This window comes from Aureimonas sp. Leaf454, assembly GCF_001424685.1.
Lineage (GTDB): Bacteria > Pseudomonadota > Alphaproteobacteria > Rhizobiales > Rhizobiaceae > Plantimonas.
Window position 1 is genome coordinate 225,984 of record NZ_LMQT01000021.1, and the last position, 18,968, is coordinate 244,951.

Consider the following 18,968-nt stretch of genomic DNA (forward strand, 5'->3'; position numbering starts at 1 on the left):
GAGGCGGTTCCCGGACGGCGCCGGGAACCGCTGACGTCGGCGAGGGCCTTACTTGACCGTGATCAGGTAGGGCTCGAGATAATTGTCGGCGCGGAACTCGTAGGCGACGCGCTTGGAGATGCCGAAGACGTTCGGCAGGCGCCAGAGATAGAGCCAGGGCGAATCGTTCCAGATGATCGCCTGCGCCTGGAACTCGAGGTCCTTGCGCTTGACGTCGTCGAGGGTCTGCGAGGCCTCCTTGACCAGCTTGTCGTAGTCCGGATTGCAGTAGCCGCTGGAATTGTCGACATGGCCGCAGGTCAGGATGACGAGCTCGACGGACGGATTGATGAGCGCCGCCCAGCCCTGGAAGTAGATGCCCTTGAGGCTGGCCGAGGAGAGGCCCTTGCGGAACTGCCCGAGCTCGACGGCCTCGATCGTGGAGGTGATGCCGAGCGGCTCCAGGAAGGATGCGACGACCTCGGACACTTCCTTGCCGCCGGCAAAGCGCGTCGAATACTGGATCGTCAGCGGGAAGCCCTCGGCGAAACCTGCCTCCGCCAGAAGCGCCTTGGCCTTCTCGGGATCGTAGGCGAAGGGCTTCAGGTCGGGATTGTTGTTCGGCGGGTTGACGATCGAGGTCAGCTGCGATGTCGCCCCGCCCAGAAGCTGCTCGATCATGGTCGGCACGTCGACGGCATGGTTCAGCGCCCGGCGCACCTTCGGGTCCTTCAGCGCGGGCTGCTCGCCGTTCAGCGAGTAGCCCATGTGCATCTTGCGCAGGCCCTCGTTCATCACGACGTCGCTGACGTCGGACGTCACGTCCGCCGCGACATCGGGCGTGACGCCGACGACGATATCGACCGTGCCCGCCTTCAGCTCGTTGATGCGCGAGGACATTTCAGGGATCGCGCGAAACACGACCTCCTTGGCGCTCGGCTTGTCGCCCCAATAGGCCTCGTTCTCGACGAGCGTCAGCCGGTCGCCGCGCGCCCAGGAGCCGAGCTTGTAGGGACCGGAGCCGACCGGCTTCAAGGCCACCTCGTCCGGCGCGGTGTCCGTGATGTACTTCGGCGCGGCGATGAAGGCCTCGGCGAGCCAGTAGAGCATGTTGACCGTCGGCGCCTCGGTCACGAGATCGACCGTGTAATCGTCGACGACCTTCACCTCTTTCAGGCCGGTCTGGTCGTGCAGCTGCTGCAGCGTGTTGAAAGGCGCGGTGTCCATCCGCGCGAAGTTGACCTTCACGGCGCTGGCGTCGAACTTCTCGCCATTGGTGAAGGTCACGTCCTGGCGCAGCTTGAACCGCCAGGTGACGTCGTCGATCCGCTCCCAGGACGTGGCAAGGCGCGGCACCGCCGACCCATCCGGCGCGCGGCGGACCAGGCTGTCGAAGATCGACCAGATCACCGAGCCCGTCGGATTGTTCGAATCCAGCATGTGCGGATCGAGGCTGATCACGTCCTCGGACGACGCGATGACGACGGGCGCCGCGCTTTGCGCCAGGCCGAGGCTCGGCGCGCCGCCGAGTGCTGCGAGCGTCAGTCCCGTGAACAGGACGAGGCGTCTTGTCCACGCACCATGGATCGATGTCATCGCTTGTCGCCTTTGTGTGAGGCCGTCACGCCGCCGGTCGTCCGGCGCTGCCTTGCGTGAAGGCGGGTGGAAAGAGGGTCTGCCAGGGCCTGTTCTCGGGGTGACGTTCGGCGAAGCTGTCGAGGAGCGCGCGGGCGATCGCCTCGATCTCGGCGGCGTCGGGCGCAAGGCCGCCGGTCAGGCGGCCGTTCTCGACGGAGCGGCGCCCGGCGACGAAGACGTCCCGCGCCCGGCCGCCCGGCGGCATGAGGAACAGCGATGCGAGGGGATCGAAGACCGGCTGGACCGCCGGAGAGGACAGGTCCCAGACCACGATGTCCGCCGGGGCGCCCGGCGCCAGCCGGCCGAGATCGCTCCGGCCGATCGCCGCCGCGGCCTCGATCGTCGCGGCGCGATAGAGATCCGCCGGCGTCGCCAGCGGTCCGTCGATCGTGCGCGCCATGGCAAGACCCATCTGAAGGTTCATCAGCATGTCCGGCGGCGCCGTGTCGGTGCCGAGCGCGATGCGGATGCCGCGCTCGCGGAACGAGGCGAAGGAGTCGAGACGCCGGCCGCCGCGCCCGATCACCAGAGGGCAGTGCACGATCGTCGCGCCCGTTCCTTCCAGCGCGGCGATGTCGTCCTCCACGAGCAAGGGATCGCGATCGGGGCCGCCGAGCTCGACGGCATGGGGAAGGAGCGCGCGCTCGTCGAGCAGCCCGAGCTCGCGAAGATGTCCGATCGAGGTCCGCCCCGTCCGCTTCCAGACGATTTCCGCTTCGACGAGCGACTGGCAGCAATGCAGCCGGAACGGCACGCCGAGCGACCGCGCGGCCTGCGCGGTTCCCAGCAGCAGATCGTCGGAACAGGTCTCGATCGTCGAGGGCACCAGCAGCCCGCTCACCAACGGGCCGAACGTTTCGCAGCGCTCGGCGAAGCGGATCGCCTCGGCAAGGCCCGATCGACCCTCGTCTTCGCGCACGACCTGCCCGGTCCGCCCGTCGGATTCCGTGACGTTCACGGCCGAACGATAGCTCGGGCCGAGGACGAGACGGATGCCGAGTTCCTCGGCCAGGGCCGCGACGGCGGCGAATTCGTCGAAGCCCTCGGCCCAGCGACGGAAGAGGAGCGAGGTGACGGGTAGCGCCGTCGTGATGCCGGAGAGAAGCAGCTGGGACAGGGCGAAGCGGGCGGAGGCGAGCTGCTGCTGCGGTGTCAGCACGTCGCGAGCCCGGGACTGCGCATAGGTCCGGGAGACCGACTTCGCGCCGCGGGGCGATGGACCGGAGAAGCCGAGGATCGTCGTGTCCACGTCGGCCAGCGCATTGCAGTCGATGAAGCCCGGCGCGATCAGCGCGCGGCCGAAATCCTCGACCCGGTCGACCGGGCGCTCGCTTCGTGGTCCCAATGCCACGATCCGCTCGCCCTCCAGGATGATCTCGGCATCCTCGATGAGAGCGTGATCGGCTCCGTCGAAGGCGAGCATCCATCGTGAGGTGAGCTTCGTGAGCACCGGGTGATCCTGATTGAACCTGACAATCTGAGGCTAGGACCATTGCCCGTTCCGGCGCAACTAAAATTTCGCGGTCACCTTAAAAGAAAAAATTCGAAAGAGAAAAAAGCTGCTCTTGCTTTGAGCAGACTCAACGAGCCGGTGCGTCCCTAATAGGCTGTAAGGCTTCTATCTCCGGTGGATGGGCCTTCGACGATGGATCGTTCTGGGTCATCGAGGCCGATGAAGACCGGCTCCTTCTGTTTTTCAGATCTTACGAAAAAGGCTCAGAAGTTTCGATTCGATGAGCAGGTCCAGCCGAAGGCCGCGGGTCCGATCGCGCCGACGGCGCGTCGCCCGGCTGCTGCCGCGGCTTCCAGTTGCCGGCGGGGTTCAAAGCCGAGGAGAAGGGCGCCGGCGATGGCCCCGACGGCGGCATCGCCGGCGCCCGTGGGATCGACGGCGTCGACGGGCTCGATCGCGTGATGATGCTCGTCCAGACCGTCGTGGCGCGACAGCCCGCGACGGCCCTTCTTGACGACGAGGGTCGGCACGGCGGCCGCGAGGCGGGCGATGGCGCGTCCTTCGCAGTCCTCGCCGGTCAGGCGATGAACCTCCGCAAGGCTGGGCGCGAAGAGATCGACGCCGTCGAAGGCGCGGAGCGCGGAGGGGCCCTCGGCCGCGAAGAACTCGCTCGTGTCGGCGATGAGGCGCGCGCTCCCGGCCGCTGCGATCGCCCGCCGGACGAGAGGGAGGGGCATGGGGCAGAGGAGGATCCCGTCGAAAGATCGTGCGGGAAGGGGCGGCTGGAGGGCGTGCGTCGCCTCGATCCAAGCCTCGCTTCGGTCGGCGTCCGCGCTGCGCTGCTCGCCGGCGAGATAGGCGAGGCGCGTTCGGCGCGTGGGATGGTCGCGTCGCTCCGAGGCGGAGAGATCGACGCCCAGCCGCTCGAGTTCGGCGATCCAGGCGTCGGGAAAATCGGATCCGAAGCCGACATGCAGGGCGACGTCGACGCCCAGTTGCAGGGCCGACAGCGCGGCATAGACCGCGCCGCCACCGATCGTCCGGACGATGGGGCCGCCACACCCGCCGCCGACGATCTCGTCGATCGAGGCATAGCCGACGACGGCGAGGCGGGGCCTGGTCATCGAAGCGTCAGGCGCCGGTGCCGAGGAGGCTCAAGCGCGTCAGCCGCCGGCTGACGGCGAAGCGCTCCACGTCGTTCTTCAGGTGAAGCCGCCGGTTCGGATCGGTGCCGTTGGCGATGCCCAGCCGGTAGCTGAGAAGCTGCAGCGCCACGGCCTGCCCGAGCCAGGCTTCGGCCTTCGTGCCGGGCGTCGTGATCCGGTGCCGGGCGCGGGAGGTTGCCGCCTCGGCGGGACCGATGGCAAGGGTCGGCGTGCCCAGTCGGCCCAAGGCGTCGGCCGTCGCATCCGCATAGGGCGCCGAGGCGGCGTCGACCGGGAGGAGAACGACGATCTCGCCGCGCTTCATCGACCAGTACTGGCGATGCGCGAACTCCTCGATGTCGTCGCTCCAGGCGGGGATCGTCGTGACCTCGACGCATTTGGCGGCGCCGTAATCGGCCGCGGCTAGACTTTGGCCAACCCCGAGGAAGCGAATGCCGGGAACGGATGCGCCGCCCTCTTCGCCGCCCTCTTCGGCCCTCGGTCCGGCGGTCGCCGAGGCGACCTCGCGACAGACGCGGTCGGCCTCCTCGATGAAGGACGGCAAGGCGTCCGTCGTCGCCCGCGTCAGGTGGTCCTCGCGCCGGGCCAGGAAGCCGAGGACGGCGGCGGTCGCCGTGTAGCTCGACGTGCCGCAGAGGAAGGGCGCGAGATCGGCGATGTCCAGCGACAGGCGCGGCCCGCCCAGCGCTCCGAGCCGGCCGCCTTCGCCGTTGGTCAGAACGGAAAGGCCGGCGCCGCGCGCCAGAGCCGCTTCTGCGCCCTCCAGCGTGCGGTCGACGTTTCCGGACATCGAGATGGCGACGGCGCGATCGTCGGGGCCGAGGGTTGGAGCGACGTTCAAGAGGAAGTCGAGGCCGCTGGTGGCGACGGCGCCCGTGCCGTGAAAGGCGGCTCTGGCGGCGAACCAACCGTCGCCGCTGCCGAAGGCATGAAGCCGGCCGCTCGCGCGCGGGTCCAGATGATCCGCCGCGAAGCGCGCGATCTCCTCCCGCCGGTCGAGGATGGAGGACAGGACGCGCGGCTGACGGCGGATGTCCTGCAGCATGACGTCGGGACCCGGCGCGCCCTTGCCATCGGGTTGGACGGGAGCGGCGGAGGAGGGCGTCGGCATGGCTAGATCCGTTCGAGGTCGCGACGCGACCGAGCCGTCCCGATGGGCGCCTCCGCGTCGCCAACACTTTCGTTCGGCGATGCCGGCGGGGACAAGGAAAATCTTCGAAGGATTTCCTTTCGAAAACTTGCATTTAACCGCATCTGAAAATCAGGCGACGGCAACCTCGAGCCCGGCGGCCCGCAGTTCCTTGATCGTCTCGGTCGATGCGCCGCTGTCGGTGATGAGGAGATCGGCCTCGGACAGCGTCGCGATCCGGGCGGTGGCGACATGCTTGAGCTTGGAATGGTCGGCGAGGAAGATGACGCGGTTGGCCGCCTTGATCATCGCCTTCTTGATCTCGGCCTCCTGCCAGTTGGAGTTGGTGAAGCCCTTCTCCGTCTCGACGCCGGCGCAGCTCATGAAGGCGACGTCGGCGTTGATCTCGGCCAGAAGCAGGGCGCCGAAGGGCGAAACCAGGGAGTTCAGGCGCGGCCGGACCGTGCCGCCCGTGACGATCACCGTCACGCCGGGGTGAAGCGACAGTTCCATGGCCACGTTCAAGGCGTTGGTGACCACGGCGACGTCGGTGAGATGTCGGGGGAACGCCCGGGCGAGCGCCGCCATCGTCGACCCCGTGTCGATGATGACGGTCTCTCCGTCTCGGATCATGTCGGCGGCGACGGAGGCAATGGCGTCCTTCTCCGATCCGTGCAGCGAGGCGTTGAGGTCGATCGGGCGTTCGTAGCGGCTCGGCCGCACCGCGATGGCGCCGCCCCGGATGCGGCGCAGGACCTGCGCCTTCTCCAGATAGAGAAGGTCCGCGCGGATCGTCACGGATGAGACATGGAGCCCGTCGCAGAGCTCCGTGACCTCGACCCTGCCCTTGGCATTGAGGTCGTCGATGATGTGACGATGTCTTTCGGTCGCTTTCAAAGAAGGCATGTGTTAAAGGCCATTTGCTGTCTCTCCGCCGTGAAGGATCGGAGATTAGCCCAAGTCCTGCCGTCTGCGCAGGTTTTTCCCTTGCGATGGAAAGTCGGCGCGATCGGCGTCGCTTCGGAGCCTCCCATGTCCAGCTTGAGCCCCAGACCCCTGCCGCCCGTCATCGCCGCCCTGCAGTTCCCGCCGTTTCGCGGGGGGCGACGCCACTCCATGGCGTGGTACGAAGATTTCCTGCTCCAGAATGCGGCGGTCTTCGTCGAAGGCGGCATCCGCGCCATCAAGATCCAGGACGAGACGCGCGAGAGCGCCGGGGCGACGCAGCAGACGGTCGCGCGCATGGCCGCTCTCGGGCGGCTCTTTCGCAAGACCTATCCCGATATCGCGCTCGGCATCATCGTTCAGGCGCATGACGCGATCTCGCCCCTGGCCATCGCCGACGCCGCGGATGCCGATTTCGTTCGCCTGAAGGTCTTCGTCGGCGCCTCGGTGAACGCGGAGGGCATGCGCCACGCGCTGTCGGTGGCGGCGACGGACTATCGCGCGGCGATCGAACGGACGGACATCCGCATCATGGCCGACGTCCACGATCGCACCAGTCATCCCCTCGCGCCCGTCGCCAACGAGACGGCGGCCCTCTGGGCGCAGAACATGGGCGCCGATGCGCTCGTGCTCACGGGAATGAGCTTCGACGACAGCTTGGGCCGGGTGAAAGCGGCCAAGTCGTCCGGCGTCCGGCGTCCGGTCTATATCGGCGGCGGCGTCGATGCGGACAATATCGGGTCTGCCTTGGCGGTCGCCGACGGCGTCGTCGTCAGTTCGTCGCTTCTTCTCAAGGCGGCCGATCCCTCCTCGCTCCTGCAATGGGATCGTTCGGCGGTCGAGCACCTGATGGCGGCGGCGGACAGCGGGAAGGCCGGCTGACGCGGCGACGGGTCGAAGCCGCAGGGGGAAAGCGTCCCCGCGGTTGACGGGAGCGGATCCGCGGAACGCCGTCCAGCGCAAAGTCCGCGCATCCTGCAAGGGGCCAGGAGCACAGGATGCCCTCGGTCCCGGGAGCCATCCTTGGAGACCTCCCGTTCGATGATCGCGGTTGGCGGCATCGCCGCCCGCCAACGTCGCGCGCCGTCCTTGTCCGGCGCTTCGCCTGCCAACGCCAAACCCGGGAGGTGGCGCCGACGAGGATCGGATCCCGGCGCAGAGGCGATCCGCCGGCCCCCTCCCGCCGCCCCGTCCCTCCGTCACCGTCCTCCGTCCTCCGTTCCTGGAAGGGCGGTCGCGCGCCCTCGGCGCGGCGTGGCGGCAGGCCGAGAGAGCGGGGCCCGCCGCCGCCGCCGGACCCTCCCGAGTCTTGTTCCTCTACTTCGCGTTTGCGCCTTGACGTAGTTGATAGGCTTATCCTATCGATGGTATCGCTTACTATTAAAGCATGGGAGGAGAATAAGAGGATGAAAAACGCCATCAAGAATGCGTTGTCGTCTAGCTTCGATGTGCCCGCAACTCGCAATATACTGCGTCGCACCATAATCCTGGCCGGTTCTGCTGCGCTTGCGAGCATCGCATTCCTGCAGCCGACATGGGCGCAGGAGAAGAAGACGCTGGCTTTCGTCGTGAACGTGCCGGCGGATTTCTGGACCATCGCCAAGCGGGGAACGGAAAAGGCGCAGGCGGAACTGCCCAATTACGATATCGAATTCTACATCCCCGGCGAGATGTCCGCCGCGGCGCAGAAGCGCATCCTCGAGGATCTCCTCGCCCGCGGCGTGGCCGGCGTCGCGATCAGCCCCGTCAATCCCGACGATTCCACCGACATCCTCAATCAGGTCGCCTCGCAGGCGGTGCTCTTCACGCATGACGCCGATGCGCCGAAGTCGAACCGGGCCATGTATATCGGGACCGACAATGTCGATGCCGGCCGCAAGGCGGGCGAGTTGATGAAGCGGGCCTTGCCGGACGGTGGCAAGGCGATGCTCTTCGTCGGCACGATGGATGCCGCCAATGCGCGCGAGCGCTCGCAGGGCATCAAGGAGGCCATCGCGGGAACCAAGATCGAGATCATCGACATCCGGACCGACGGCGGCGACCAGGCCAAGGCGAAGGCCAATGTCGAGGATACGCTGACGAAATATCCCGACATCGATCTCCTCGTCGGTCTGTGGGCCTACAACACGCCCCAGATCTATAACGCGGTCAAAGCCGCGGGCATGGAGGGCAAGGTCCAGATCGTCGGCTTCGACGAGGACCAGCAGACCCTGAAGGGCATTTCCGACGGCGCCATTCTCGGCACGGTGGTGCAGCAGCCCTACGAGTTCGGCTACCAGTCGATGATCAAACTGGCGAAGTACATCGAGGGCGACAAGTCCGTCGTTCCCGAGAACAAGCTCGATATCGTTCCGACGCAGATCATCGACAAGGAAAACGTCAAGGAATTCGGCAAGACGATCTCTGAGTTGCTGAAGAAGTAGACAGGGGTCAACAAGGCCGTCGTCGGGAGAAAACGCCCGATCTTCGTCCGCGCCGCTCTCCGGCGCCCCCGGAGGGCGGCGCGTCGGGGCCGGCGGGGGGTAATGTCGACGCCGTGGAGGATCGGTCGGTCGGCGGGAGGCTCGGTGCGGGCGTCCGGCCGACCGCGACGTCCCGATCGCGGCGGATCATGGAACGGGGCGTCATGTCGGACATGCTTCTCGAGCTTCGCTCGATCCACAAGGCCTATAACGGCGTCACCGCGCTCGACGGCGTCAGCCTCAGCGTGGGGCGCGGGGAGGTGCTCGGCCTCGTCGGCGAGAACGGCGCCGGCAAGTCGACCCTCATGAAGATCCTCGGCGGCGTGATCCCGCCGACCTCCGGCAGCATCTCGGTCGACGGCACGCTCTACGATCGCCTCAGCGTCAACGAAGCCGCGCGCCAGGGGATCGCCTTCGTCCACCAGGAGCTGAACCTCTTCGAGAATCTCGACGTCGCCTCGAACGTCTTCATCGGGCGCGAGCCCCGCCGGGGTGGTCTTCTCCAGCTGGTCGACACCGCCGAGATCCACCGCCGCGTCGTGCCGATCCTGTCGCGTCTCGGCGTCGACTTCGGACCCTCGGACGCGGTCGAGAACCTCTCCATCGCGCAGCGGCAGATGGTGGAGATCGCCAAGGCGCTGTCGCAGGACGCCCGCGTCATCATCATGGACGAGCCGACCTCCAGCCTGACGCTGACGGAGACGGCGCGGCTCCTCAAGGTCGTCGCGGATCTGCGCCGGGCCGGCGTCGGGATCATCTACATCTCGCATCGGCTGGGCGAGATCGAGGAGATCGCCGATCGCGTCGTCGTCCTTCGCGACGGGCGCGTCGTCGGCGAACTTCTCGCCGGAAGCATCACGCACGCCGCCATGATCCGGCTGATGATCGGTCGCGACCTGAAGTCGATCTATCTGCCCCCGTCCGGCGAGGCCGCCGCGAAGGGGCTGGAGGTCGAAGGGATGGTGACGCGCGCCTATCCCGATCGCCGGATCGACCTCGCCGTGCGCCGCGGGGAGATCGTCGGCCTTGCCGGACTCGTCGGCGCAGGCCGCACGGAGCTCGTCGAGGCCATCTTCGGCGTCGATCCGCCGCTCGCCGGCGAGATCCGGCTTGACGGCCGGCCGATCCGGATCGGCGGCGTCGCCGATGCCATCGCGCACGGCATCTACCTCGCGCCCGAAGACCGCAAGCGTTGCGGGCTGATCGTCGAGCAATCGCTGATGCACAACATGACGCTCGCCGACCTTGGCCACTACGCGCGCCTCTGGCTGGTCGACGGCACCGCCGAGCGGCGGCAGGCGGAGGTCCAGCGCAAGCGGCTCGGCATCAAGGCCGAGAGCGTCGCCGCCGACGCCATGACCCTGTCGGGCGGCAACCAGCAGAAGATCGTGCTCGGCAAATGGCTCTCGATGAGCCCTTCCGTCATGATCTTCGACGAGCCGACGCGCGGGATCGACGTCGGCGCAAAGTCCGAGATCTACCGCATCATGCGCGACCTCGCCGACAGCGGCGTCGCCATCCTCATGGTCTCCAGCGACATGGAGGAGGTCATCGGCGTCAGCGACCGGGTGGTGGTGATGCACGAGGGCCGGATCGGAGGGCACCTGGAGCGCCACGCCTTTTCCGAACACAACGTCCTCGCCCTCGCCACCGGACAGAACCACCTCACCGAAAGCGCTCATCCATGATGCGGAAAGAGACCGGCCTCTTCCTCCTGATCCTCGTCACCGGCACGATCACGGCGGCGATCAACCCGCAGTTCCTCTCGCAGGTGAACCTCGTCAACCTCGCCAATCAGATCGGGCTCTTCGGTCTACTCGCCATCGGCCTCGGCATCGTCATCATCACGGGCGGCATCGACCTCTCCGTCGGCTCGATGCTGGCGCTTCTCGGCATCCTGTTCCTGGATCTCGTCGTCGAGTACGAGATCGCCTGGCCCCTCGCGGCCCTCGCGACCGTGCTCGCCGGCGCGGTTCTCGGCACCCTCCACGGGTTCCTGATCACCCGCTTGAAGCTGCAGCCCTTCGTCGTCACGCTGTGCGGGCTCTTGATCTATCGCGGCACCGCGCGCTGGTACACCGAGGATTCCACCCGCGGCTTCGGCTATGCCGGAGGCTACGAATGGCTCGAATGGCTGGCCTCCGGGCGAAGCTGGAACATCCCGCATTCCTTCATCTTCTTCGTCCTCGTCGCGCTCTTCACGGCGGTCCTGATCCACAAGTCGGTGTTCGGCCGCTACCTCTTCGCGATCGGCCGGAACGAGGAGGCCGCCCGCTATTCCGGCCTGCCGACCCATCTCGTCATCACCTCCGCCTATGCGATCTCGGGAATTCTCACCGGCATCAGCGCCATGGCCTTCGTGTTCTACACGCAGTCGGTCTCGCCCTCCGCGCACGGGAACTTCTACGAGCTCTATGCGATCGCGGCCGCCGTTCTCGGGGGCTGCTCGCTGCGCGGCGGCGAGGGCTCCGTGCTCGGCATCGTGCTCGGCACGGTCCTCCTCCAGGTCCTCCAGAATCTCGTGAACATGCTGGGCATCCCGAGTTCGCTGAACTTCGCGGTAATGGGCGCGGTCATCCTTCTCGGCGTGATCGCCGACCGCGAGATCCAAAGGCGACGGCAGGCGTCCATCGGGCGCAAGCTATTGGAGACGAGAGCCCTTTCCGGCACGCGATCGCCGGCATGAGGGCCGCGAACGGGCGTCCAAGCCCAAAGACGCTGACGGGCGGCCAACAGAATGGGACCGGGAACGGGTTCCGACTTCGGGAGATCCACGTTTGACGACCGAGCACCGCCCGCGCTACGGCGCCGTCTATCCGAGCCTTCGCGACCGGACCGTCCTCGTCACGGGCGGCGGCAGCGGCATCGGCGCCGAAATCACCCGGCACTTCGCGCATCAGGGCGCAAAGGTCGGCTTCATCGACATCGCGGTTTCCGAGTCGGAATCGCTCGTCGAGGAGCTTCGTGCGGAGGGATGCCGCGTTCGCTTCGAGAATGTCGATCTGCTCGATATTCCCGCGGTCCGCGCCGGCATCGACGCGGTCCGCGCCGAGTTCGGGCCGATCACCCATCTCGTCAACAACGCCGCCCACGACCAGCGTGCGACGATCGACGAGATCACGCCCGAATTCTGGGACGACCGGCAGGCGGTCAATCTCCGGCACCAGTTCTTCTGCGCCCAGGCCGTCTACAAGGACATGGCCGAGGCCGGCGGAGGCGCGATCGTCAATATCGGCTCCTTCGCCTATATCGCCGGCGTCGAGGGATTGACCCCTTACGTCGCGGCCAAATCCGGCGTCATCGGTCTGACGAGGGGACTGGCGCGGGAGCTCGGGCCCCACAACATCCGCGTCAACTGCGTCCTCCCCGGCTGGATCATGACGCAACGCCAGCTCGATCTCTGGGTCACGCCGGAGGTCGAAGCGGAAATCTTCAAGCGGCAGTGCCTGAAGCGCAAGATCGATCCCGCCGACATCGCGCGCGTGATCCTGTTCTTCGCCTCCGACGAAGCCGGCGCCTGCACCAATCAGTCCTATGTCGTGGACGGGGGCTGGACCTGACGAGCCCGTCGGACCGACGGATCGTCCCGCGACCACAGGCCGGACCGTCGGCGCGGGCGGCGGATGCAGAGAAAAGCCAGGCGTGAGGGCATCCGCCCGGCGCTCGATCGAGCCCCGGCGCTTCAGGGATTCCGGGACCGGTCGTCTCCATGCCCCTGGAATTGGGACAGGAGGAAGCTATCGGGTCCGAACCCGCCGGATTTCGAGACGATCGTCACACCCTCCCATGTCCCGCCCCGGATGCGACAAACGGCGATCCCGGGTGCCTGGAGGCCGAGGCAGTCGAGCCCGCCCGCCGACGTCGCATCGAGAAGAAGGCGCAAGGTCGCGCCGCCGGTCACGATGGCGGATCGGGGAGGGCGGGGCCTGGCCGCCAGACGTCGCAGGGATTGCGCGATCTGACGAGCGGCGTGGGCGGAACCCTCCGCCTGCGCCGGCGGCACGAGGACCGCCGGGCCTGCCGTCCAACGGGGCTCGGTGCCGTCGAGCGCGACGATCTCGAAACCGGCATCGGCCGCGATCGCGATCTGCGTCAGCGTGACCGGATGGTTCGTGCCGCAGATGGCGATCTCGGGAACGGGCTCCTCGATGAAGCGCGTCGCCCCGCCGAGCGCGGCCGCCAGCCCGCCGCTGCCCACGAACAACGTGTCGTCGACGCCGCGTCCGAGCGCATCGACGGTCCTCTGGAAATCGGCATTCGTCTCGATGTCGGCGACGATGACCTCGCAGGATGCTTCGACATCGCCGTCTGCCAGTGCGGCGGCGCGAAGGCCGAGGGAGCGGAACGCCTCGACGAAGACCGGTCCGACCGGCCGGAGCCCCGTCGCCGTGCGGATGAACTGGCGTCCGTCGGTCGTGACGCGGCCCGTGTCGGGGAAGGCCGGCGCGAAGAGGATGCGCTGGAAACCGCCCGCCCGGAACGCGGCGCAGGTCTCGTCGAAGGGCCAACCCCTGAGGAGGCTGTCGACCTTCTTGAACCACAATCCCGATCGGCGACGGGAGAAGGCGGCCTCGGTTCGGGTCGTCGCCTGCGCAAGACCGCCGTCGCGACTGTCCGTGTCGAGGCAGAGGCGTGCGCTCGTCGTCCTCGAACCATCGAGATCGACCACGACCGGCCCCGACGCGGCGAACGCGCCGGCGCTGTCGAGGGCGCCGGTGAGGTCGTCCGCGACGATGGTCAGGCCGTCGGCCAGCGCCGCCTCGACGACGCGTGCCGTGCTCAAGCCGGCTGCGCCCGCGTCAAGGTCAGCGCATAGTCCATCGCTTCGAGAAGGCTGCTCTCATGCGCGATCCCGCGTCCGGCGATGTCGAAGGCGGTGCCGTGGTCGACCGAGGTGCGGATGATGGGAAGGCCGAGCGTGATGTTCACCCCGCTGAGGGCGAGCCATCGGCCGGTCGCCGGATCGACCTGGAAGCCGAGCAGCTTGACCGGGATGTGACCCTGGTCGTGATACATGGCGATGACCGCGTCGTAGGCGCCCGCCCGCATCTTGACGAAGACCGTGTCGCCGGGAACGGGTCCGTCGATCCGGTGGCCGCGCGACCGGTAGTCCGCGACCACCGGCGCGGTGACGTCGATGTCGTGGCGACCGAACAGGCCGCCCTCGCCGGCATGGGGATTGAGGGCGGCGAAGGCGATGCGCGGCTCGGATATGCCGAGGCGGTGGAGACTGTCGAGCGTCAGGTCGAGCACGCGCCGCATCCGCTCGGCCGTCGCGCGCTTGGGCACGTCCTCGAGGGCGATGTGCGTCGTCACGTGGCTGACGCGAAAGCCGCCATGGGCGAGCAGCATGACGCTGTCCCGCGCCGAGGTCAGCTTGGCGAGGAGCTCGGTGTGGCCTGCGAAGTGGTGCCCGGCCTGGTTCAGGGAGTCCTTGCTGATCGGCGCCGTGACGATGGCGGAGACCGAGCCGGACAGCGCCAGCCGCACGGCCTGCGCGATCGCCTCGTAGGACTGGCGGCCGCCCTCCGCGGAATCGCGCCCGGCCGGCACGGCGTCCGCCTCGCCGCCGATGTCCCAGATCGCGACGGGCGAAGGGTCGTCTTCCCCCGCCGCGAGGGGCGGAAGGGGAAGGCTCAATGTGCGTGCGGTTCCCTCCAGAACCTGCCGGCATCCGAAGAGGCGAAGCCTGAACTCTCCGTCCCCCAGCCGCCCGGCGACGGAGGCTGCGGCTTTCAGGCTGATTTCCGGCCCGATGCCGGCGGGATCGCCGACGGTGACGGCGAGCACGGGCGGACGCCGCATCGGGGCGCTTGAAGCTTCAGCCAAGGGGTCTTCCTCCATCGACGGGGATCACGGCCCCGGTGGTGAAGCGCAGTTGTGTGGCGACCGCAAGTCCGCGACCTCGACCGGCGTGACGAGGCGGGCAAAGCCGCCCGCGGCGACAGCGGCGCGCCCGACCTTCTCGCCGATGGTCCCCTGAGCTCGATCCGCTCGACGGGCGTGCCCCGCGATCGAACCGTGCCCATGACAATCGCGCCGATGGCGCCGCATTCGAGATCCAAACTCCCATGGAAAGAGGATCCGGCCGGTCGTCTTCTCCGTCGTGCCGGCGGCCTGTCACCAGCAGGTGAAGCCCGCATCCGCCACGACCGTCGTGCCCGTCATGAGGCTGGAGGCGTCGCAGGCCAGGAAGTGCACGACCGAGGCGATCTCGTCGGGCCGCCCCAGGCGGTGCATCGGCGTGTCGCGCAGCCAGACGTCGATCATGCCGTCATTCTCGTGCCGGTACATCGTCATCGCCGTTTCGATGTAGGTCGGCGCCACGGCATTGACCCGGACGCCGCGATCGGCCCATTCGGCCGCGAGCGAGGACGTCATCTGGTGCACGGCCGCTTTCGCCGCGTTGTAGTAGGTCTGCTTCTGCGGGCGATTGGAGATGAGTCCGGACATCGAGCCGATGTTGACGATCGCGCCGCGGCCGGCCTTCAGCATGATGCGGGCGAAGGCGCGATTGCACCAGAAGACGCCGTTGTAATTGACGTCGTTGACGTTCAGCCAATGCTCGTCCGTGACATCCTCGGCCGCGACGCCGGAGCGGGCGATGCCGGCATTGGCGACGAGGACGTCGATCCGGCCGTGTTCGGAAAGGACCGCCTCGGCGAGGCGATCGACACTGGCCGAATCCGTGACGTCGACAGGCTGGATGCCGACCTCGTAGCCCTTGGCCTGCATCGCGGCACGACCGTCCCGCGCCGTGGCGAGGTCGATCTCGGCGATCACGACCGTCGCGCCGTGCTCGGCCAGAACCTCCACGCAGGACAACCCGATGCCCCGGCCGCCGCCGGTCACCACGGCGACCCGCCCATCCATCCGGTACTTCTCGGCAAACATGCGTCCTCCCCTTCGCGCCGAGGGCGCGCTTGTGCTGTGCGATGAGTTCCGTTCGTTTCAGGCGGTCGGCGCCGGCTCGTCCCGGTTCAGGAACGGGTGCCGGCCGGGTTGATCGAAATGGGCGCGGCGGACCTCGAGAAGCTTTTCGATCTGCCCCTGGTCGAATTCCTTCGCCCCGCCGTAGGCGGCCGCGAGATAGACGACCTTCGCGTAGTAGTCCAAGGCCTCCATCTTGAAGTAAGCGCTGTTGAGATCGTGCCCGTAGGAAAGGGCGCCGTGGTTCTCCAGGAGAACGGCGTCGTGGCGCGACAGGTAGGGAATGATGGCGTCGCAGAGTTCGGACGTGGACGGCACGGCGTAGGGCGTCAGCGGGACCTCGCCGAGAAACATCGTCGATTCCGGCATGATCTGCTGGGTGATCGGCTTGCCGCAGATGGCGTGAACCGTGGCGTAGAGCGGATGGGCGTGCACCACGGCCCTCACGTCCTCGCGATGCTCGTAGACGCAGAGATGCATCTTGATCTCGCTCGACGGTTTGTAGCCCGTCTCGGCGAGGTGGCGTCCGCTCCGATCCACGTGGCAGATCATCTCCGGCGTCATGAAACCCTTGGAAACGCCGGACGGTGTGCAGAGCAGCGTTCCGTCGTCGAGACGAACGCTGATGTTCCCGTCGTTCGCCGCACCCATGCCGCGCGCATAGGCCCGTCGCCCGATCTCGCAGATGAACGCCTTGAGGTCCCGATGCTCCATGCAGCCCTCCCGTTGCCGACGGCCGACGCTAAAGCTCGCCCAACGAAAAATCAACATAAACAGAAAACCTGTGTCCGTTTATGTGGTTTCGTAGAGAAGGCGAACCTGTCGTGCGGCCAAGAAGTCGATCCATGCGTCCGACGGCTTGCGATCCGTCACGACGATCGCGACCGGTTCGAAGTCGCAGACGCTGATCAGGCCGACCCCGTCGAACTTGTCCCCGTCGACGAGCAGGCACACCTGTCGCGCATGCCGGACGAAGGCTCGCTTGATCTCCGCGTCGGCGACGCTGGCATCCATGAGGCCCGACGTCATCGAGATCGCCTTGGCGCTGATGAAGGCGATGTCGGCGTTGAAGCGGCCGAGCGCCTGAACGGCGAGGGGGCCGACGAAGGTCATGGACTGCTGCCGAAGCTCGCCGCCGACCGACATGATCGTGTGATCGACCAGTGCCGGCTCGCCGAGGATGCGCACCGAATTGGTGATCAGCGTCAGGTCCTTGTGCTCGCGCAGATGCGGAAGGAGCTGAAAGGCGGTGGACGATGAATCGATCATCACCGCATCGCCGTCCTTGATGAGGCGACGGGCGGAGAGAGCGATCCGGCGCTTGGCGGGCAGGTTGATGCCCTGCCGCACGGGATAGGGAAGGTCCTCGATCTCGACGTCGCGTGCGATGGCGCCGCCATGCGTGCGCTCGATGAGGCCCTCGCGTTCCAGGGCCTGTAGGTCCCGGCGAACCGTTTCGTCGGTCACGCCGAACTGCTGGCTGAGCTCGGCGACGACCACGCGGCGGTCGCGCAGGACGATGTCGCGAATGCGTTGCTTGCGCTCCACGGGCAGCATCAGCACGCGCCCGTCGTCGCCGCGTCGCGGGACGGCCGATGGATCCGGAACTCCAGGGATCGGGCGATCAACCGGCGTCCCTCCTCCACCGATGCGACGAGCCGAAGGGCCCTCAACTGCATCACGGCGTTGCCCCAGGCGCTCGCCTCGACGGGGCCGACGACGACGATGCGGCCGAGGCCATCGGCCAGAAGGCTCGCGAAGACCGCGTCCAGGGCGCCGCCGCCGCACAGTCGCACCCGCTCGAACGGGCGTCCCCGACGCGCTTCGAGGAAGCGGAGACCGCCCGAGAGGTCCCGCACGAGCCCCTTGTAGATGGAGATCGCCAGCGCGCCGACGCTGTCCAGGGCCGGCTGGCCGTGTCGTCGATGGAATGCGTTCGCCGCCGCCACGACATCGGCGGGATCGAAGAAGGCGGGATCGGATGGATCGATCGGCGCGATGTCGGCATGTCGAACCGCTTCGGCCGAAGCGGCGATGTCGGCAAAGGAGATCGTCCGTCCGAGCCGCGCCGACCACGCCGCCCGCAGCTTCTGGACGAGATGAAGCCCATTGAAGCTCTTAACGAGGAAGGTCGACGCGCCCGCGCCTCCCTCGATCCCAAAGCCCTCGGCAAAGAGCGCTTCGTCCGCGATGGGTCTGTCCACCTCCGCTCCGATCAGCGACCACGACCCGCCGATGACGAAGGCGTCGTCCTCGCCCAAGGGGAGGCCGACCACCGCGCTCGCGGTGTCGTGCGCAGCGACGGCGGCCACGGGGACGCAACTCCAGTTCAGCGCCGCGCAAAGATCCGGACGAAGGTGACCGTAGATGTCGCCCGGCTCGACCAGCGGCGAAACGATGCTTTCGGGAACGCCGAGCAGGCCGAGAAGGGAGCGGCTCCAAGACCGACCGTCGACCTCCAGGAGACCGCTGGTTCGCGCGAGCGTCGTGGCGTTGCGGCAGGCGCCGGTGAGGTGATGGTTGATGAGGTCGGCCATCATCAGAAGCGCGGTCGCCCGATCGAAGCGATCGGGATGGCGGCCGATCTCGTCATGGAGCTGAAACACGGTGTTGACGGCGAGAACCTGCGCGCCGGTGACGGAGAAGATCCGCTCGCGCGAGATCCGGCAATCGGCAAAGCCGCGGAGCGAGCGCGGGTGCCGATAGTGGTACGGCGGCACGATCGGTTCGCCGTCCTTGCCGAGCAGCGCGTAATCGAGACCCCAGCTGTCGACGCCGATCGAATGGATCCGGTCGACGGAGGCGGCAGCGATCCGCAAGCCATGATCGACATGCCTCTTCAGCGCGGGGACATCCCACCGAGGTTCCTCACCCTCCAGGACGAAACCGTCGAAGCGATCGATCTCTCGCAGGGCGAGCGTCGCGCCATCGAAGGTCGAGAGCATCGTTCGGCCGCTTCCAGCGCCGAGGTCGAAGACGAGACCGTGGACAGGCCTGCCATCCCCAAGATCCGCGTCCTGTCGCACCGCGTCGTTCCTCTGCCGCAAGCTGTGGGGGCACCATCTCAGCATCCGGACCGGGCGGGAAGTGCCGATCGCCCCGAGGATGAGGATTCTTGTTGGAAAATCTGTTTATTTTCGGGAATGTGCGGCTTTGCGACGGAACGGAGGAGGAGTCTCCGTCGCGACATCATCGCAGCGCCGCCCGGCGGCGCTTCCCAGAAGCGGACGGGTTGGAGCGGTCGCGAGCGCGATGTCGCGATGCGG

At 67.4% G+C, this 18,968-nt stretch carries 16 protein-coding genes; 5 read left to right on the forward strand and 11 right to left on the reverse strand.

All coding sequences use genetic code 11. The annotated features are described in order from the left end of the window. Window positions 1-48: 48 nt before the first annotated feature. The 5 genes from ASG43_RS16345 to ASG43_RS16365 all read right to left on the reverse strand — a co-directional run bounded on the left by ASG43_RS16345 (window position 49) and on the right by ASG43_RS16365 (window position 6,271). The gene (locus ASG43_RS16345) at window positions 49-1,575 is read right to left on the reverse strand and encodes an ABC transporter substrate-binding protein (RefSeq protein ID WP_056507332.1); all 1,527 of its coding nucleotides are present in this window, start codon (window positions 1,573-1,575) and stop codon (window positions 49-51) included. Window positions 1,576-1,600: 25 nt separating this feature from the next. Next, window positions 1,601-3,067: a chlorohydrolase family protein gene (locus tag ASG43_RS16350; RefSeq protein WP_156386745.1), complete on the reverse strand. Its 1,467-nt coding sequence runs from the start codon at window positions 3,065-3,067 to the stop codon at window positions 1,601-1,603. Window positions 3,068-3,333: 266 nt separating this feature from the next. Then, window positions 3,334-4,194, reverse strand: a complete 861-nt coding sequence (locus ASG43_RS16355; protein WP_056507337.1) for a carbohydrate kinase family protein — start codon at window positions 4,192-4,194, stop codon at window positions 3,334-3,336. Window positions 4,195-4,201: 7 nt separating this feature from the next. Further along, window positions 4,202-5,347, reverse strand: coding sequence for a hypothetical protein (locus ASG43_RS16360; RefSeq protein WP_056507340.1), 1,146 nt, complete (start codon window positions 5,345-5,347; stop codon window positions 4,202-4,204). A 150-nt stretch (window positions 5,348-5,497) separates the two neighbouring features. Next, window positions 5,498-6,271 (reverse strand): DeoR/GlpR family DNA-binding transcription regulator, encoded by a 774-nt coding sequence (locus ASG43_RS16365; RefSeq protein WP_056507343.1) that lies wholly within the window; start codon window positions 6,269-6,271, stop codon window positions 5,498-5,500. Window positions 6,272-6,397: 126 nt separating this feature from the next. On the opposite strand from ASG43_RS16365, the gene ASG43_RS16370 reads away from it, so the two are divergent. The 5 genes from ASG43_RS16370 to ASG43_RS16390 all read left to right on the forward strand — a co-directional run bounded on the left by ASG43_RS16370 (window position 6,398) and on the right by ASG43_RS16390 (window position 12,332). Then, the gene (locus tag ASG43_RS16370; RefSeq protein ID WP_056507347.1) at window positions 6,398-7,192 is read left to right on the forward strand and encodes a BtpA/SgcQ family protein; all 795 of its coding nucleotides are present in this window, start codon (window positions 6,398-6,400) and stop codon (window positions 7,190-7,192) included. Window positions 7,193-7,716: 524 nt separating this feature from the next. Further along, the gene (locus ASG43_RS16375) at window positions 7,717-8,733 is read left to right on the forward strand and encodes a sugar-binding protein (protein ID WP_082490982.1); all 1,017 of its coding nucleotides are present in this window, start codon (window positions 7,717-7,719) and stop codon (window positions 8,731-8,733) included. A gap of 203 nt (window positions 8,734-8,936) precedes the next feature. After that, entirely contained in the window at window positions 8,937-10,460 is a 1,524-nt protein-coding gene (locus ASG43_RS16380) for a sugar ABC transporter ATP-binding protein (RefSeq protein ID WP_056507478.1), read from the forward strand. Continuing rightward, on the forward strand, window positions 10,457-11,458 hold the full coding sequence (locus tag ASG43_RS16385; RefSeq protein WP_056507351.1) for an ABC transporter permease: 1,002 nt from the start codon (window positions 10,457-10,459) through the stop codon (window positions 11,456-11,458). Before ASG43_RS16380 ends, ASG43_RS16385 begins: the two co-directional genes overlap by 4 nt. A 91-nt stretch (window positions 11,459-11,549) precedes the next feature. Then, on the forward strand, window positions 11,550-12,332 hold the full coding sequence (locus tag ASG43_RS16390; RefSeq protein WP_056507354.1) for an SDR family NAD(P)-dependent oxidoreductase: 783 nt from the start codon (window positions 11,550-11,552) through the stop codon (window positions 12,330-12,332). A gap of 122 nt (window positions 12,333-12,454) precedes the next feature. On the opposite strand, the gene ASG43_RS16395 is transcribed toward ASG43_RS16390, so the two are convergent. The 6 genes from ASG43_RS16395 to ASG43_RS16420 form a co-directional block, all read right to left on the reverse strand. Next, window positions 12,455-13,555 (reverse strand): four-carbon acid sugar kinase family protein, encoded by a 1,101-nt coding sequence (locus ASG43_RS16395; protein ID WP_056507357.1) that lies wholly within the window; start codon window positions 13,553-13,555, stop codon window positions 12,455-12,457. Then, window positions 13,552-14,577, reverse strand: a complete 1,026-nt coding sequence (gene pdxA / locus ASG43_RS16400; protein WP_056507358.1) for a 4-hydroxythreonine-4-phosphate dehydrogenase PdxA — start codon at window positions 14,575-14,577, stop codon at window positions 13,552-13,554. The genes ASG43_RS16395 and pdxA overlap by 4 nt, the downstream gene beginning before the upstream one ends. Before the next feature lie 315 nt (window positions 14,578-14,892). Then, complete coding sequence (locus ASG43_RS16405) at window positions 14,893-15,666, reverse strand: SDR family oxidoreductase (RefSeq protein WP_056507363.1); 774 nt, start codon at window positions 15,664-15,666, stop codon at window positions 14,893-14,895. Between the two features lie 57 nt (window positions 15,667-15,723). Beyond that, window positions 15,724-16,416 (reverse strand): class II aldolase/adducin family protein, encoded by a 693-nt coding sequence (locus tag ASG43_RS16410; RefSeq protein WP_056507366.1) that lies wholly within the window; start codon window positions 16,414-16,416, stop codon window positions 15,724-15,726. A 78-nt stretch (window positions 16,417-16,494) separates the two neighbouring features. Further along, window positions 16,495-17,259, reverse strand: coding sequence for a DeoR/GlpR family DNA-binding transcription regulator (locus tag ASG43_RS16415; protein ID WP_056507369.1), 765 nt, complete (start codon window positions 17,257-17,259; stop codon window positions 16,495-16,497). Further along, on the reverse strand, window positions 17,259-18,647 hold the full coding sequence (locus tag ASG43_RS16420; protein WP_056507372.1) for an FGGY-family carbohydrate kinase: 1,389 nt from the start codon (window positions 18,645-18,647) through the stop codon (window positions 17,259-17,261). The genes ASG43_RS16415 and ASG43_RS16420 overlap by 1 nt, the downstream gene beginning before the upstream one ends. Window positions 18,648-18,968 lie beyond the last annotated feature (321 nt).